Source organism: Rhodoferax sp., from assembly GCF_039922535.1.
In the GTDB taxonomy this organism is placed as follows: domain Bacteria; phylum Pseudomonadota; class Gammaproteobacteria; order Burkholderiales; family Burkholderiaceae_C; genus Rhodoferax_B.
Window position 1 is genome coordinate 1 of record NZ_JBDTEM010000349.1, and the last position, 14,612, is coordinate 14,612.

Below are 14,612 nucleotides of genomic sequence, written 5' to 3' on the forward strand. Positions count from 1 at the left end.
GCCGCCGACAAGGTGTTGCCATTCACCACGCCAGACAACAGGCCCAGCAATACAAACCCCATCTGCGAAATGGTGGAGTAGGCCAACATGCGCTTAAGGTTGGTTTGGGCGATGGCCGCCAGGTTACCCAGCGCCAATGAGGCTACGGAAAGCACCACCAGCATTTGCTGCCAGTCAATCGCCAGCGGCAGCATTCCTTCGACCAGCAAACGAATGCAGATGGCAAATGCCGCCAGCTTGGGCGCGCCACCAATCATCAGCGTCACGGCAGTAGGTGCGCCTTGGTATACGTCCGGAATCCACATGTGGAATGGCACGACACCCAGCTTGAATGCCAAACCGGCCACCACAAACACCAGACCGAATACCAACACCTGGTGCTTCACCTGGCCAGAAGCAATGACCTTGAAGACCTGGCCTACTTCCAGCGTGCCCGTGGCACCGTACATCATCGACAAGCCGTAGAGCAAGAAGCCCGAAGCCAAAGCGCCCAACACAAAATACTTCATGGCCGCTTCACTGGCGGTGGCATTGTCGCGGCGCAGAGCGACCAAGGCGTAGCTGGACAAGGTCAACAGCTCCAAGCCCATGTAGATAACCAGGAAGTTGTTGCCCGAGATCATCACCGACATGCCAAGCAGCGCAAACATGCTCAGGGTAAACATTTCGCCGCCTTGCAACATGCCGCGGTCGCCTGCGTAAGGCCGTCCATACACCAAGGTCACCATCACGGCGATGGTGGCAAAACACTTGAGCCAGTTGCCCATCGGGTCGCTGACGACCATATTGCCAAAGCCATACAAGGTGGTGTTGCCGCTGGCATACAAGCCCTGCAGGATGGCGACTACGCCCAGCGACAACAAGGTCAAGGAATAAGTGCCAGTGCGGCGTGGACTTTTGATCCCCAGGTCGACCAGCGCAATGATGCAGGCCATCGCCAACAACACGATTTCAGGGTAAACCGTGATCCAACTGATTGTGTCAATCATCTTTTCGTTCTCAATCCAGTGGGGTCAGTTGAGCTTGGAAACTGCAACGTGTTTGATCAAATCGGCCACCGAGGCATCCATCACATCGGTGAAAGGCTTGGGGTACAGGCCCATGGCCAGTACCGCGATAGCCAGCAAGAGCAGCATGAAGAACTCGCGTCCGTTGATGTCCTTCAGTTCTTTCACATGGTCGTTGGCGATGGGGCCCAGGTACACGCGTTTAAACATCCACAAAGTGTAGGCAGCACCAAAAATCAGCGCGGTGGCTGCTGCAAAACCAACCCAGAAATTGAACTTGACGGCACCCAAAATCACCATCCACTCGCCCACGAAACCTGCCGTGGCGGGCAAACCGCAATTGGCCATGGCGAACAGCAAGGCAAAAGCTGCGAACTTGGGCATGGTATTGACCACGCCACCGTAGCTGGCAATTTCACGCGAATGCATGCGGTCGTACAGCACGCCGATCGACAAAAACATCGCGGCGGACACAAAGCCGTGGGCAATCATCTGAACGATACCGCCCGCAATGCCCAGCGGGTTGAAGATGAAGAAACCCAGGGTCACAAAACCCATGTGGGCGACGGACGAATAGGCCACCAGCTTCTTCATGTCCTCTTGCACCATGGCCACCAAACCGACATACACCACGGCAGTAAGTGACAAACCAATCATCAGACCAGACCATTCATGGGCAGCATCGGGCGCGATCGGCAAAGAGAAACGCAGGAAACCGTAGGCACCCAGCTTCAACATAATGGCCGCCAGCACCGCAGAACCACCCGTAGGGGCTTCCACGTGCACATCAGGCAGCCAAGTATGCACAGGCCACATCGGCACTTTGACCGCAAACGCAGACAAGAAGGCAAAGAACAGCAAGGTCTGGGTATGGCCGTCCAACGGCAACTGGTGCCAGGTAGCGATATCAAAACTACCGTTCGACTTGACGTAAAGGAATATCAATGCCACCAGCATCAGCAAAGAACCCAACAGCGTGTACAAGAAAAACTTGAAAGCCGCGTAGATCTTGTTGGGTCCACCCCAGATACCAATGATCAGGTACATCGGAATGAGCGTGGCTTCAAAAAAGACGTAGAACAGAATTCCGTCCAGCGCACAAAAGACACCAATCATTAATCCACTGAGAATCAAAAACGCACCCATGTACTGGTTCACCTTGTGCGTAATGGCCTCCCAACCGGCAATGACCACGATCACATTGATAAATGCCGTCAGGATCACAAACCAGACCGAAATGCCATCCACACCCAGGTGGTAGTTCACATTGAATCGCTCAATCCAGCTGGTGTTCTCCACAAACTGCATCGCAGAAGTACCCAGCTTGAATCCGCTGTACAGCGGCAAAGTCACCAGGAAACTTACTACAGAACCGACCAAGGCGAGCCAGCGGACGGCCCCGGCCTGCTCATCACGCCCTAAGGCCAAAAGTACAACGCCAAAAAAGATAGGTATCCAGATGGCAAGGCTCAACAATCCCATTTTTCTTATTCCTCTACTAGTTGAGCCAAACGAAATACGTCATCAGCGCAAAAACACCCACAATCATCGCGAACGCATAGTCGTAAATGAATCCGGTTTGAACCCAACGCACCATGCCCGAAATCCACCCTACGATCTTCCAAGAGCCGTTCACCACCCCACCGTCAATGATGGTGCGGTCACCTACCTGCCACAGGCCGGTACCCAAACCACGGGCACCCCGTGCCAATACGTTTTCGTTGAACCAGTCCAAGTAGTACTTGTTTTCCAGCAGGGTGTAAATCGGCTCACAAGCGCGTTTGATGGCTGCCGGCAGAGCCGGGTTGACCATGTACATGTAATACGAAGAAGCCACACCGGCAACTGCCAAAATAAACGGCATCGATGTCAAGGCATGCACCGCCATGGCCCATGCGCCATGGAACTCATGCGCCAACTCTTCCATTGCTGCATGCTTTTCAAGATCTATGAAGATTGCACCCTTGAAAAAGTCACCGTACAGCAAAGGATCGATCGTGAAGTAACCCAACACCACCGACGGAATCGCCAATAAGACTAGTGGCAGCGTTACCACCCAAGGCGACTCATGTGGCTTGTTATCACCGTGACCATGGTCACCGTGGTGGTCGTCATGGCCGTGGTGTGCATCCGGATTCTGGTCAAACCGTTCTTTGCCGTGGAACACCAGGAAATACAGGCGGAACGAGTAGAAAGCAGTCACAAAAACACCTGCCAACACCGAAAAGCTCGCGAAGCCGGCTCCCGGCAAATGGCTAGCCTGGACCGCTTCGATGATGCTGTCCTTGGAGTAAAAACCGGAAAACAGAGGCGTACCAATCAAAGCCAGTGAGCCCACCAACGAAGTAATCCAGGTAATGGGCATGTACTTGCGCAATCCACCCATCCAGCGAATGTCCTGGTTGTGGTGGACACCCATGATGACCGAACCCGCAGCCAGAAAAAGCAAGGCTTTGAAGAACGCATGTGTCATCAGATGGAACACCGCGACAGAATATGCCGAGGCCCCCAAAGCCACCGTCATATAACCCAACTGGGACAATGTGGAATACGCGACCACCCGCTTGATGTCATTCTGGATGATGCCCAAAAAGCCCATAAACAGCGCCGTAATGGCGCCTATGACCATCACGAAGTTCAAAGCGGTTTCGCTCAACTCAAACAACGGTGACATACGCGCTACCATGAAGATACCCGCCGTCACCATGGTAGCCGCGTGGATCAATGCCGAAATGGGGGTAGGACCTTCCATGGAGTCCGGCAGCCACACATGCAGCGGGAACTGTGCCGACTTGCCCATGGCACCGATGAACAGGCATATGCAGATCACGGTCACAAGCATCCAGTTGGTGCCGGGAAGCAGCAGTTGTGCCAATTCTTCTTTTTTCGCAAACGCTTCCGTGTAGTTCAAGGTGCCTGCATAGGCGGCAATCAAGCCAATACCCAGGATGAAGCCAAAGTCGCCCACACGGTTGACCAAAAAGGCCTTCATATTGGCAAAAATAGCGGTAGGACGGTTGAACCAGAATCCAATCAGCAAATAGGACACCAAGCCCACTGCCTCCCAGCCAAAGAACAACTGCAGCATGTTGTTGCTCATCACCAGCATCAACATCGAGAAAGTAAACAGCGAAATGTAGGCAAAGAAACGGTTGTAGCCAGCGTCTTCTTCCATGTAGCCAATGGTATAGATGTGCACCATCAGCGACACAAAGGTCACCACACACATCATCATGGCAGTCAAGCCGTCCACCATGAAGCCAATCTCCATACGAAGACCGCCTACATCCATCCAGGTATAGAGCGTTTCATTGAACCGGGCTCCATCACTGACCACGCTATTGAGCGTCATGGCCGACAAAACGAAGGCAATAAAAACACCCAAAATGGTAAGTGTGTGACTCGCGCGTCGGCCAATCACGTTACCGCCAAAAGCAGTACCCAAAACACCGGCAAGCAAAGCGCCCGCCAAAGGTGCCAGCGGAACAGCCAGCAGAGTAGAAGCTGCGAGGGTTTGACTCATTTTTTATTAACCCTTGAGCGTATTGAGTTCATCCACATTGATGCTGGATTTATTACGAAACAGCAGCACCAAGATAGCCAAGCCAATCGCCGACTCGGCGGCCGCCACTGTGAGAATAAAGAACACAAATATCTGTCCCCGCATGTCGTTCAGGTAATACGAGAACGCCACAAAATTCATGTTCACGGCCAACAACATCAATTCAATCGCCATCAACAAGACGATCAGGTTCTTGCGGTTCAGAAAAATGCCTATAACAGACAAGGCAAACAAAATGGCTCCGAGTGAAAGAAAGTGTCCAAGCGTTAAGGTCATGCTTTTTTCTCCACAGCCACAGCCGCCGTAACAACCGGCGCAGCGCTCTCTACCGCAGGCTGGGTAACTTTCATTTTGATAATTTCCACGCGATCGCGTGCTTTGACGCGAACTTGATCCGATGGATTGGCGTGCTTGCTGTCTTTACGCTGGCGCAGAGTAAGTGCGATGGCAGCAACGATAGCCACCAACAAAATCACTGCGGCAATTTCAAGCGGATAGAGATACTCGGTGTACAGCAGCTTGCCCAGTTCCTTGGTGTTGGATACCTGGGCACCAATGTTCGCCCCCCCGGTAAGGACACGCGTTTCATCATTTGTGCGGAATCCCCCCATGAGCACCATTGCCATCTCCAGCGCAAGCAGAACCCCACCACCGGCTGCCAGCGGAAAGTGCTTCCAGAATCCCTGGCGCAATGCATCTACGTTGATATCCAACATCATCACAACGAACAAGAAGAGCACCATCACCGCGCCCACATACACCAGCACCAAGGTGATCGCCAGGAACTCTGCCTTGAGCAAAATCCATATAGCGGCAGCCTGGAAAAATGCCAGGACCAGGTACAGCGCTGCGTAGACAGGGTTGCGGGAGGTAATCACCCGAAACCCGGCGAACAGAAGCACTATCGCGAAGAGATAAAAAAGGCCTGTCTTAACGTCCATGGAGCGGTTCTTATTGTGTTGAGTCGGAGGCAACAGCCAGTAGCTGTGAGCGAGATCTAGCGGTATTTCGCATCTGCAGCACGTGCCGCTGCAATTTCTTTTTCGTAACGGTCGCCCACTGCCAGCAGCATGTCTTTGGTGAAGTACAGATCACCGCGCTGTTCGCCGTGGTACTCAAATACATGTGTCTCCACAATGGAGTCCACTGGGCAGCTTTCTTCGCAAAATCCGCAAAAAATACATTTGGTCAGGTCGATGTCATAGCGGCTGGTACGGCGTGAACCATCAGCCCGGACATCCGACTCAATCGTGATCGCCATGGCAGGGCATACGGCCTCGCACAGCTTGCAGGCGATGCAACGTTCTTCACCATTTTCATAGCGGCGCAACGCGTGCAGGCCTCGAAAACGTGGGGACAGCGGTGTTTTTTCTTCTGGAAACTGCACCGTAATCTTGCGCCGAAACGCGTGTTTACCGGTGAGCGCCAAGCCTTTGAACAACTCTGCCAACATAAAGCTGGAGAGAAAGTCTTTGAGCGAAAAGGCAGGAGTAGCCAATGTGGACATGAGTGACTCTCTTTACTTCCAGATATTAAAGGGGGTCTGCATCCAGCCACCCACCACCACCAGCCACACCAGGGTGACAGGGATAAAAATCTTCCAACCCAAACGCATGATCTGGTCATAGCGGAACCGTGGAAAACTCGCACGAACCCACAAGAACATGGTAACGACAGCGAACGTCTTGAAACCCAACCAGATCCATCCCGGCACCCAGTTAAACAGCACACTGTCAATCGGCGACAACCAGCCACCAAGGAACATGAGCACCGTCATGATCGATACGAGCCACATATTGGCGTATTCGGCCAAAAAGAACATCGCAAAGCTCATACCGGAATACTCAACCATGTGACCAGCAACAATCTCGGATTCGCCCTCCACCACGTCGAAAGGATGGCGGTTGGTTTCTGCAAGGCCAGAGATGAAATACACCAGGAACACAGGCAACAGAGGCAACCAGTTCCACGATAAGAAAATCAACCCTTTTTCAGCAAACATGCCCTTGGCTTGACCCATCACGATATCTGTCAGGTTCAGGCTGGCAGAGACCATCAACACAATCACCAGGCAAAAACCCATGGCGATTTCATAACTGACCATCTGCGCAGAAGCCCGCAAAGCGCCCAAGAAAGCGTATTTGGAATTGGAAGCCCAACCCGCAATGATGACCCCATAGACTTCCATTGAAGTAATCGCCATCAGGAACAGCAGACCCGCATTGATGTTAGAGAGTGCAATTTCAGGGCCAAAGGGAATCACCGCCCATGCTGCCAAAGCTGGCATGATGGTCATGATAGGTCCGAGAAAGAACAGCCCCTTGTTCGCCACAGTGGGGAGAATAATTTCTTTGGTAAGGAGCTTCAAAGCATCGGCAATAGGTTGCAGCAAACCCAAAGGACCGACACGGTTAGGTCCAATGCGGATCTGGGTCCAACCAATGGCTTTTCGCTCCCACAGCGTTAAGTAGGCCACGCAGCCCATCAACGGCAAAAGTACAAGCACTATCTTGATCAAGTTCCAGATAACGGGCCAAGCGCCGCCAGACCACCAGCTAGCACCGACTAAACCTTGTCCGAAGGCAAAAATTGCATCGATCATGCGCTCACCTCTTGGGTCGCATGGGCTTGGCGAGCATCTGCTGTCAACTGCAACGCGGTAGCACGGCGCACGATGCCATCCAACTGGTACAAACTAGCCACAACTGGCACCGCAAGCGCATGTACAGCCATATCAATGCTTGCTTGGGTCTTGTTGCTTAACCTTTCTGGAAGTAATTGCGTGGCACCTTCTGAAAAATCCGCCTGCAAAGTAGTCAAAACATCGTGCGACGACTCAAAGTCGAAACCGGGCAGACCCAACACATTGGCCAGCACACGCAGCACCTTCCAGGCAGGACGGGTATCAGCCAAGGGTTTTACAACCGCATGGAAACCCTGCACACGTCCTTCGGCATTGACAAAACTTCCAGAGGTTTCCGAAAATGGTGCGATTGGCAACAGCACATCACTGAAAGCCATGTTCGACTTGAACGGGCTCATGGTTACCACCATTTCAGCACGGCCTAAATTGTGCGCAGCACCAGCAACCGAATCAAATTCGGGTTCGTTGTTAAGAAGTAAAACCGCCTTGAGCCCACCTGCCAACATCTGACCAGCATTCAAGCCCCCCTGGCCTGGCTGGGCATGCGCCAGCTGCGCACCAACCGTATTGGCTGCCTCAGTCAGATAACCGACCGAAGCACCCGTTTGTTCGCCAATCCAGTTAGCCAATGCCAACAGACTTGAAGCTTGGGCGTGGTGCGCGGCCGCATTACCCAACAAAATCGCCTTACGCTCACCGCCCAGCAATGACTTGGCAATCGCTTTAGCCGACTCGGTGGCAGAACCTGCAATCGGCGCTACCGACGACGTGGCTTCCGCCACCGCAGCAGCGACATCAGCCAAAGACTGCAACCACTGGTCTGCCGGGCTTTGTACAAAGTTTGCGACAGGCATGGCCCAAGCATCGGCTTTGACAAGTTCCACTACAGAATTAATAGCACTTACCGCACAACCCTTGCGCGCTGCTTGCCGAATTCGCTGTGCAAACAAGGGATGGTCTTTGCGCAAATTCGAACCAACCACGAGCACACGCTGCAGTTGGCTTAAGGAAGCAATAGACGAACCCAGATAACGGACACCTTCAGCTTGAGGAAACTCGGCATTACGCAGCCGGTAGTCGATATTCTCACTACCCAGGCCACGCACCAGTGCTCCAGCCAAAGCCAACTCTTCCAGGGTGCTGTGCGGGCTGACCAAAGCACCAATGCTGGCAGCGCCATGCTGGCTCTTGATCTGCTTCAGACCATTCGCAATGTATTCAAGTGCGGTTTGCCAATCAACGGTTTTCCACTCGCCACCTTGCTTGAGCATGGGACTGGTCAAGCGCTCGGAACTGTTCAGAGCTTCGTAGGAAAAACGATCGCGGTCGGCAATCCAGCACTCATTCACCGCTTCGTTTTCAAGCGGCACAACGCGCATCACCTTGTTGTTTTTGACCTGAATAACCAAATTCGAACCGGTCGAGTCATGCGGACTGATGGACTTACGGCGCGACAGCTCCCAGGTGCGGGCGCTGTAACGGAAGGGCTTGCTGGTCAAAGCACCTACGGGGCAAATATCAATCATGTTGCCCGACAGCTCAGAGTCAATCGTTTCACCCAAAACCGTGGTGATTTCGGAGTGCTCGCCACGGTGAATCATGCCGAGTTCCATCACGCCCGCTACTTCTTGACCAAAGCGTACACAGCGCGTGCAATGTATGCAACGGCTCATTTCTTCCATGGACACCAGGGGACCCACGTCCTTGTGGAAAACCACCCGTTTCTCTTCTTCGTAGCGAGAAGAGGATCCACCGTAGCCCACGGCCAAATCCTGCAATTGGCATTCACCGCCTTGGTCGCAAATGGGGCAATCCAACGGGTGATTGATAAGCAAAAACTCCATCACCGACTGCTGCGCCTTGATGGCTTTTTCGCTCTTGGTGCGAACAATCATGCCTTGAGTTACAGGCGTAGCACACGCAGGCATGGGCTTCGGCGCCTTTTCCACATCCACCAGACACATACGGCAGTTGGCCGCAATGCTGAGCTTCTTGTGGTAACAAAAATGGGGAATATAGGTTCCCGCCTTTTCAGCCGCATGCATGATCATGCTGCCCTCAAGAATGTCTACCTTCTTACCGTCGAGTTCGATTTCTACCATGTGCTCTTACCTCAATCAGGCGTGCGCCGCAGCCTGGGGTTTTTTGTTCTGGATCAACGCCTCGAATTCAGGGCGGAAATGCTTGATCATGGCGCGCACCGGCATGGCCGCCGCGTCACCCAGCGCACAAATGGTGCGGCCTTGTATATTGTCTGCAACCGAGTTGAGCAAATCCAAATCTGTCGTGCGGCCTTCACCGCGCCAGATACGGTCAATCACCCGCCACATCCAACCGGTACCTTCACGGCAAGGCGTGCACTGTCCGCACGATTCGTGGGAGTAAAAGTAAGACAAGCGCAGCAGACTCTCGACCATATTGCGCGAATCGTCCATTACGATCACCGCCCCGGAACCCAGCATGGAACCGGCCTTGGCAATCGAGTCATAGTCCATGGTGCACTGCATCATGGTGTCAGCTGGCAGCACAGGGGCCGAGGAGCCGCCAGGGATCACTGCCTTAAGGGTGCGTCCGGTACGTACGCCACCGGCCAATTCGAGTAGCTTGGCAAAAGGGGTTCCCATGGGAATCTCATAGTTACCAGGTCGCTCCACGTCACCACTGACCGAGTAGATCTTGGTGCCGCCATTATTGGGCTTGCCGCATTCCAGATACGCCAACCCACCATTACGGATAATCCACGGCACCGCCGCGAAAGTTTCCGTATTGTTGATGGTGGTGGGTTTGCCATACAAACCAAAGCTTGCCGGGAATGGTGGCTTGAAACGCGGTTGGCCTTTTTTCCCTTCTAGCGATTCCAGCAAGGCAGTTTCTTCACCGCAGATGTAAGCACCAAAGCCATGGGATGCATGCAGTTGGAAAGAATAGTTGCTGCCTAGAATGTTGTTGCCCAACAAACCTGCTGCTCGGGCCTCTTCCAGCGCTTCTTCAAAGCGCTCGTATGTGCCAAAAATTTCGCCGTGGATGTAGTTGTAACCCACCGAAATGCCCATGGCATACGCAGCAATCGCCATACCTTCAATCACAATATGCGGGTTGTACTGCATGATGTCGCGGTCTTTGCACGTACCCGGCTCACCTTCGTCTGAATTGCAGACCAGGTACTTTTGACCAGGAAACTGGCGGGGCATGAAGCTCCACTTTAAGCCCGTGGGAAAGCCTGCGCCCCCCCGGCCACGCAATGCCGACTCTTTGACCGTTGCAATGACCTGGTCCTGGGTGAGTCCTTCACCTCCGTCTTTGGCCAAAATCTTGCGCAAGGCTTGGTAGCCACCGCGAGCTTCGTAATCTTTGAGATGCCAGTTCGTACCATCCAGATCTGCCATGATCTGCGGACTGATATGACGGCCATGGAAACTGGTTTGGACACCAGTCGCCTTGAATTGGGAAAGAATCTGTTCTGCTGACATTACTTAGCCTCCGCAGACGGGGTGCCAGATGCACGCAATCCGTCCACCAACTGGTCCAACTTGTCATTGCTCATAAAACTGCACATGGTGCGGTCATTCACCAGCATTACAGGAGAGTCCGCACATGCACCCAGGCACTCACTCTGCTGCAGGGTAAACAAGCCATCTGCCGTAGTTTCATTCATGGAAATGCCCAGCCTATGCTCAAGATGCTTCAAAGCCTTGGCACCGTCGCGCAGTTGGCATGGCAAATTGGTACAGACATTCAATTTGAAGCGCCCCATCGGCACCTGGTTGTACATGTTGTAGAAGGTCGTGACCTCATGCACCGCAATGGGTGGCATACCCAAGTATTCCGCAACGACGTTTTCACTTTCCGCACTCACGAACCCCAGCTCCTGCTGAACGATAGAGAGGCAGGCCATCACGGCAGATTGCTTTTGGTCAGTTGGAAACTTCGCCACTTCGCGGGCAAAACGGGCTTTAGTGGATTCAGAAATCATGCTCACATTACCTGTCAATTTCGCCAAACACGATGTCCATCGTGCCGATCACAGCAACCGCATCGGCAATCATGTGACCACGAGACAACTCATCCATCGCAGCCAAATGCGCAAAACCTGGAGCACGGATTTTCAGGCGGTAAGGCTTATTTGCGCCGTCACTCACAAGGTAAATACCAAATTCACCCTTAGGATGCTCAACCGCTGCATAGGCCTCGCCCAGCGGCACGTGAAAGCCCTCAGTGAAGAGCTTGAAATGGTGGATCAACTCCTCCATGTTAGCTTTCATGGATTCACGAGCGGGAGCGGCCACTTTATGGTTGTCGGTAATGACGGGGCCGGGATTCACACGTAGCCAATCAACACACTGTTTGATGATGCGGTTAGATTCACGCATTTCTTGCACACGGACCAAATAGCGATCGTAGCAATCACCGGTTTTACCCACCGGAATATCAAAATCCATCTTGTCGTAGGCATCGTAGGGCTGCTTCTTGCGCAGGTCCCAGGCAATACCCGAGCCACGCAGCATTGGCCCCGTGAAACCGAGATTCAGCGCCCGCTCGGGCGTAACCACGGCAATCCCTACGGTGCGCTGCTTCCAGATGCGGTTTTCCGTCAGCAAGGTCTCGTATTCGTCCACACACTTGGGAAAACGGGTAGAAAAATCATCGATGAAATCCAGCAAGCTGCCTTGGCGGTTTTCATTCAACTGCGCCATAGCTTTGGCGTTCTTGATCCTGCTGACCTTGTACTGCGGCATCGCATCGGGCAAATCACGGTACACGCCACCAGGACGGAAATACGCTGCGTGCATGCGGGCACCGCTCACCGCTTCGTACATGTCAAACAGATCTTCACGTTCACGGAAGCAATAGATCAAGACATTCATGGCACCGCAATCCAGCCCGTGCGCACCCAGCCACAACAAGTGGTTCAGCAGCCGGGTGATTTCGGCAAACATGACGCGGATGTACTGGGCACGCATGGGTACCTCAATACCCATCATCTTTTCGATGGCCAAGCAGTAAGCCTGCTCGTTGGCCATCATGGACACGTAATCCAGACGGTCCATGTAAGGTAATGACTGGATAAAAGTCTTGGTTTCAGCCAACTTTTCCGTAGCACGGTGCAGCAACCCAATGTGCGGATCCGCACGCTGAATTACTTCGCCATCCAGCTCCAGCACCAAGCGCAAAACACCGTGTGCAGCCGGATGCTGCGGCCCAAAATTGAGCGTGTAGTTTTTGATTTCAGCCATGAGACATCCTGCGCTTAATGCAGCCCCCCGTAATTATCTTCCCGGATGATGCGGGGCGTAATTTCACGCGGTTCAATCGATACCGGCTGGTAGACAACACGTTTTTGCTCAGGGTCATAACGCATTTCGACATGACCCGAAGTCGGAAAATCTTTGCGAAACGGGTGGCCAATGAACCCGTAGTCCGTCAGGATGCGGCGCAAGTCGTTGTGGCCTTCGAAGATGATTCCAAACAGGTCAAACGCTTCGCGCTCAAACCAGTTGGCTGCATTCCAGACACCATTGATCGAATCAACCACCGGAAAATCATCGTCCAGGCACAGCACTTTGAGTCGCACACGCTGGTTCAGACTGACCGACAGCAACTGCAACACGACGCCATAACGCGGGCCTTCGTAAGCTCCATCCTGAAACAACGAATAGTCCATGCCACACAAGTCAATCAACTGCTCGAACTTGCAGCCAGGTGCATCCCGCAAAAGCGTTGCAGCCGCCATGTAATCTGGCGCGCGCACAACCACTTCTACCTCACCCAAAGCCACGCTGATATGGCTTGCTTGGTTACCCAGAATCTGAACCAAAGTATCTTTTAAAGCTTCGGGATGGACAGCAAATACAGTCATCTCAAACCCTCGCAATCGTATTGGTGCGGCGGATCTTCTGCTGCAGCTGGATCACACCGTACAGCAAAGCCTCCGCCGTGGGTGGACAACCAGGCACGTACACATCCACAGGCACGATACGGTCGCAGCCGCGCACCACCGAGTAACTGTAGTGGTAGTAGCCACCACCATTGGCACACGAGCCCATGGACAACACCCAACGTGGCTCGGGCATCTGGTCATAAACTTTGCGCAAAGCCGGAGCCATTTTGTTGCACAACGTACCGGCCACGATCATCAAATCACTTTGGCGCGGACTGGGACGAAACAGCATACCGAAGCGATCCATATCGTAGCGCGCAGCGCCAGCATGCATCATCTCTACTGCGCAGCAGGCTAGGCCAAACGTCATAGGCCACAGTGACCCCGTCTTCGCCCAATTCACCACCGAGTCGTAAGACGTGGTGACAAACCCTTCTTTCATGACACCTTCAATCATCGTGCTACTCCCAGTCAAGGGCCCCTTTTTTCCACTCGTAGACAAAGCCTACAACAAGAATACCCAGAAAGAGAATAACGGCCCAGAAACCCACAACACCCACCTCTTTGAGCGCAACCGCCCACGGGAACAAGAATGCGATTTCCAAGTCGAACAATATAAAAAGAATAGCCACAAGATAGTAGCGCACGTCAAATTTCATGCGCGCATCTTCGAATGCCTCAAAGCCACATTCGTAAGGGGAGTTTTTGGCCGCATCGGGCCGGTTGGGGCCAAATATATGGCCGAGCACCTGGGGTGCTACGCCGACACCTATGCCGACTAAGATGAACAAAAGGACTGGGAGGTACTGATCTAAGTTCATCTTGAGGTTCTGATCACCGCTTGTGACTTACCGAACGCAGGTTCGACAAGTCTTTTTGTTGGTGCCGTCGGCGAGACTCGAACTCGCACAGCTTTCGCCACTACCCCCTCAAGATAGCGTGTCTACCAATTTCACCACGACGGCGGTTTTTTCTGTGCAGATGGCATGAGGAACCTTGCGGTTTGTGGCTTTCTGCACAGCTATGAATTTTACTCGATTACCCTGACGTTCTCAGGGTGACCGAGCAATTCAACCCATATTATTTAGTCGGAATTTGCCCTGCGCCAGATGCGGCTACTGCAGGTGCAGCGGGCACCACGCTAGGTGTGGAGCCAGGAATCTGCCCGGCTGCGCCCGAGGCGGCCATTTCAGGCGCAGTCACAGTCGCACGCTCCAAGACGCTGCCAGAACTCACAGTACGCGCGCCGTTAAAGTAGGCCAACGCCAAAGTGCAGGCAAAAAATACAGCCGCCAAAATACCGGTGGTACGTGACAAAAAGTTTGCGCTACCGCTGGCACCAAACAGGCTGCCCGAACTGCCACTACCAAAAGCCGCCCCCATGTCTGCACCCTTGCCGTGCTGGACCAAAATCAGGCCAATCATGCCGATGGCGGCCAGCATCTGGACAGCCAGAAGAAGGGTCAACAAAAAATTCATCTCAATACTCCTAAATCAAACTCGAAAATATGAATGTGATGC

15 protein-coding genes and 1 tRNA gene are annotated in these 14,612 nt (G+C 53.2%); all 16 read right to left on the bottom strand.

Features of this window, described 5'->3' with window-relative positions:
- Positions 1 to 989, bottom strand: a 989-nt coding sequence (locus ABI213_RS16420) for an NADH-quinone oxidoreductase subunit N (RefSeq protein ID WP_348027895.1), incomplete at its 3' end; no start/stop codon positions are given.
- 24 nt (positions 990 to 1,013) lie between these two features.
- The gene (locus ABI213_RS16425) at positions 1,014 to 2,489 is read right to left on the bottom strand and encodes an NADH-quinone oxidoreductase subunit M (RefSeq protein WP_348007965.1); all 1,476 of its coding nucleotides are present in this window, start codon (positions 2,487 to 2,489) and stop codon (positions 1,014 to 1,016) included.
- A 16-nt stretch (positions 2,490 to 2,505) separates the two neighbouring features.
- Positions 2,506 to 4,530 (bottom strand): NADH-quinone oxidoreductase subunit L, encoded by a 2,025-nt coding sequence (nuoL, locus tag ABI213_RS16430; protein WP_348007964.1) that lies wholly within the window; start codon positions 4,528 to 4,530, stop codon positions 2,506 to 2,508.
- Between the two features lie 6 nt (positions 4,531 to 4,536).
- A complete protein-coding gene (nuoK, locus tag ABI213_RS16435) occupies positions 4,537 to 4,845 on the bottom strand; it encodes an NADH-quinone oxidoreductase subunit NuoK (RefSeq protein WP_315185702.1) in 309 nt (102 codons plus the stop codon).
- Entirely contained in the window at positions 4,842 to 5,510 is a 669-nt protein-coding gene (locus tag ABI213_RS16440; protein WP_348007963.1) for an NADH-quinone oxidoreductase subunit J, read from the bottom strand. Before ABI213_RS16440 ends, nuoK begins: the two co-directional genes overlap by 4 nt.
- Positions 5,511 to 5,566: 56 nt before the next feature.
- Positions 5,567 to 6,076 (bottom strand): NADH-quinone oxidoreductase subunit NuoI, encoded by a 510-nt coding sequence (gene nuoI / locus ABI213_RS16445; protein ID WP_348007962.1) that lies wholly within the window; start codon positions 6,074 to 6,076, stop codon positions 5,567 to 5,569.
- Between the two features lie 12 nt (positions 6,077 to 6,088).
- The gene (gene nuoH / locus ABI213_RS16450) at positions 6,089 to 7,171 is read right to left on the bottom strand and encodes an NADH-quinone oxidoreductase subunit NuoH (protein WP_348007961.1); all 1,083 of its coding nucleotides are present in this window, start codon (positions 7,169 to 7,171) and stop codon (positions 6,089 to 6,091) included.
- On the bottom strand, positions 7,168 to 9,315 hold the full coding sequence (nuoG, locus tag ABI213_RS16455) for an NADH-quinone oxidoreductase subunit NuoG (protein WP_348007960.1): 2,148 nt from the start codon (positions 9,313 to 9,315) through the stop codon (positions 7,168 to 7,170). The genes nuoH and nuoG overlap by 4 nt, the downstream gene beginning before the upstream one ends.
- 15 nt (positions 9,316 to 9,330) lie before the next feature.
- Positions 9,331 to 10,683 carry an NADH-quinone oxidoreductase subunit NuoF gene (nuoF, locus tag ABI213_RS16460; protein ID WP_348027897.1) on the bottom strand — a complete coding sequence of 451 codons (1,353 nt, stop codon included), beginning with the start codon at positions 10,681 to 10,683 and terminating at the stop codon, positions 9,331 to 9,333.
- Positions 10,683 to 11,186, bottom strand: a complete 504-nt coding sequence (gene nuoE / locus ABI213_RS16465; protein ID WP_348027899.1) for an NADH-quinone oxidoreductase subunit NuoE — start codon at positions 11,184 to 11,186, stop codon at positions 10,683 to 10,685. The genes nuoF and nuoE overlap by 1 nt, the downstream gene beginning before the upstream one ends.
- 7 nt (positions 11,187 to 11,193) lie before the next feature.
- Positions 11,194 to 12,447: an NADH-quinone oxidoreductase subunit D gene (locus ABI213_RS16470; RefSeq protein WP_348027901.1), complete on the bottom strand. Its 1,254-nt coding sequence runs from the start codon at positions 12,445 to 12,447 to the stop codon at positions 11,194 to 11,196.
- A gap of 14 nt (positions 12,448 to 12,461) precedes the next feature.
- A complete protein-coding gene (locus tag ABI213_RS16475; protein ID WP_348027903.1) occupies positions 12,462 to 13,070 on the bottom strand; it encodes an NADH-quinone oxidoreductase subunit C in 609 nt (202 codons plus the stop codon).
- Between the two features lies 1 nt (position 13,071).
- Positions 13,072 to 13,548, bottom strand: a complete 477-nt coding sequence (locus ABI213_RS16480) for an NADH-quinone oxidoreductase subunit B (RefSeq protein ID WP_295956930.1) — start codon at positions 13,546 to 13,548, stop codon at positions 13,072 to 13,074.
- Positions 13,549 to 13,552: 4 nt separating this feature from the next.
- Positions 13,553 to 13,912 carry an NADH-quinone oxidoreductase subunit A gene (locus tag ABI213_RS16485; RefSeq protein WP_348027905.1) on the bottom strand — a complete coding sequence of 120 codons (360 nt, stop codon included), beginning with the start codon at positions 13,910 to 13,912 and terminating at the stop codon, positions 13,553 to 13,555.
- Positions 13,913 to 13,971: 59 nt separating this feature from the next.
- Positions 13,972 to 14,056 (bottom strand) — tRNA-Leu (locus tag ABI213_RS16490).
- Positions 14,057 to 14,171: 115 nt separating this feature from the next.
- Entirely contained in the window at positions 14,172 to 14,570 is a 399-nt protein-coding gene (secG, locus tag ABI213_RS16495) for a preprotein translocase subunit SecG (protein ID WP_348027907.1), read from the bottom strand.
- Positions 14,571 to 14,612: the final 42 nt, after the last annotated feature.

Excerpts from the sequence above, each read along its gene's own strand:
- ABI213_RS16425 (WP_348007965.1), bottom strand. The coding sequence starts at position 2,489 with ATGGGATTGTTGAGCCTTGCCATCTGGATACCTATCTTTTTTGGCGTT.
- nuoL (WP_348007964.1), bottom strand. The coding sequence starts at position 4,530 with ATGAGTCAAACCCTCGCAGCTTCTACTCTGCTGGCTGTTCCGCTGGCA.
- nuoK (WP_315185702.1), bottom strand. The coding sequence starts at position 4,845 with ATGACCTTAACGCTTGGACACTTTCTTTCACTCGGAGCCATTTTGTTT.
- ABI213_RS16440 (WP_348007963.1), bottom strand. The coding sequence starts at position 5,510 with ATGGACGTTAAGACAGGCCTTTTTTATCTCTTCGCGATAGTGCTTCTG.
- nuoI (WP_348007962.1), bottom strand. The coding sequence starts at position 6,076 with ATGTCCACATTGGCTACTCCTGCCTTTTCGCTCAAAGACTTTCTCTCC.
- nuoH (WP_348007961.1), bottom strand. The coding sequence starts at position 7,171 with ATGATCGATGCAATTTTTGCCTTCGGACAAGGTTTAGTCGGTGCTAGC.
- nuoG (WP_348007960.1), bottom strand. The coding sequence starts at position 9,315 with ATGGTAGAAATCGAACTCGACGGTAAGAAGGTAGACATTCTTGAGGGC.
- nuoF (WP_348027897.1), bottom strand. The coding sequence starts at position 10,683 with ATGTCAGCAGAACAGATTCTTTCCCAATTCAAGGCGACTGGTGTCCAA.
- nuoE (WP_348027899.1), bottom strand. The coding sequence starts at position 11,186 with ATGATTTCTGAATCCACTAAAGCCCGTTTTGCCCGCGAAGTGGCGAAG.
- ABI213_RS16470 (WP_348027901.1), bottom strand. The coding sequence starts at position 12,447 with ATGGCTGAAATCAAAAACTACACGCTCAATTTTGGGCCGCAGCATCCG.
- ABI213_RS16475 (WP_348027903.1), bottom strand. The coding sequence starts at position 13,070 with ATGACTGTATTTGCTGTCCATCCCGAAGCTTTAAAAGATACTTTGGTT.
- ABI213_RS16480 (WP_295956930.1), bottom strand. The coding sequence starts at position 13,548 with ATGATTGAAGGTGTCATGAAAGAAGGGTTTGTCACCACGTCTTACGAC.
- ABI213_RS16485 (WP_348027905.1), bottom strand. The coding sequence starts at position 13,912 with ATGAACTTAGATCAGTACCTCCCAGTCCTTTTGTTCATCTTAGTCGGC.
- secG (WP_348027907.1), bottom strand. The coding sequence starts at position 14,570 with ATGAATTTTTTGTTGACCCTTCTTCTGGCTGTCCAGATGCTGGCCGCC.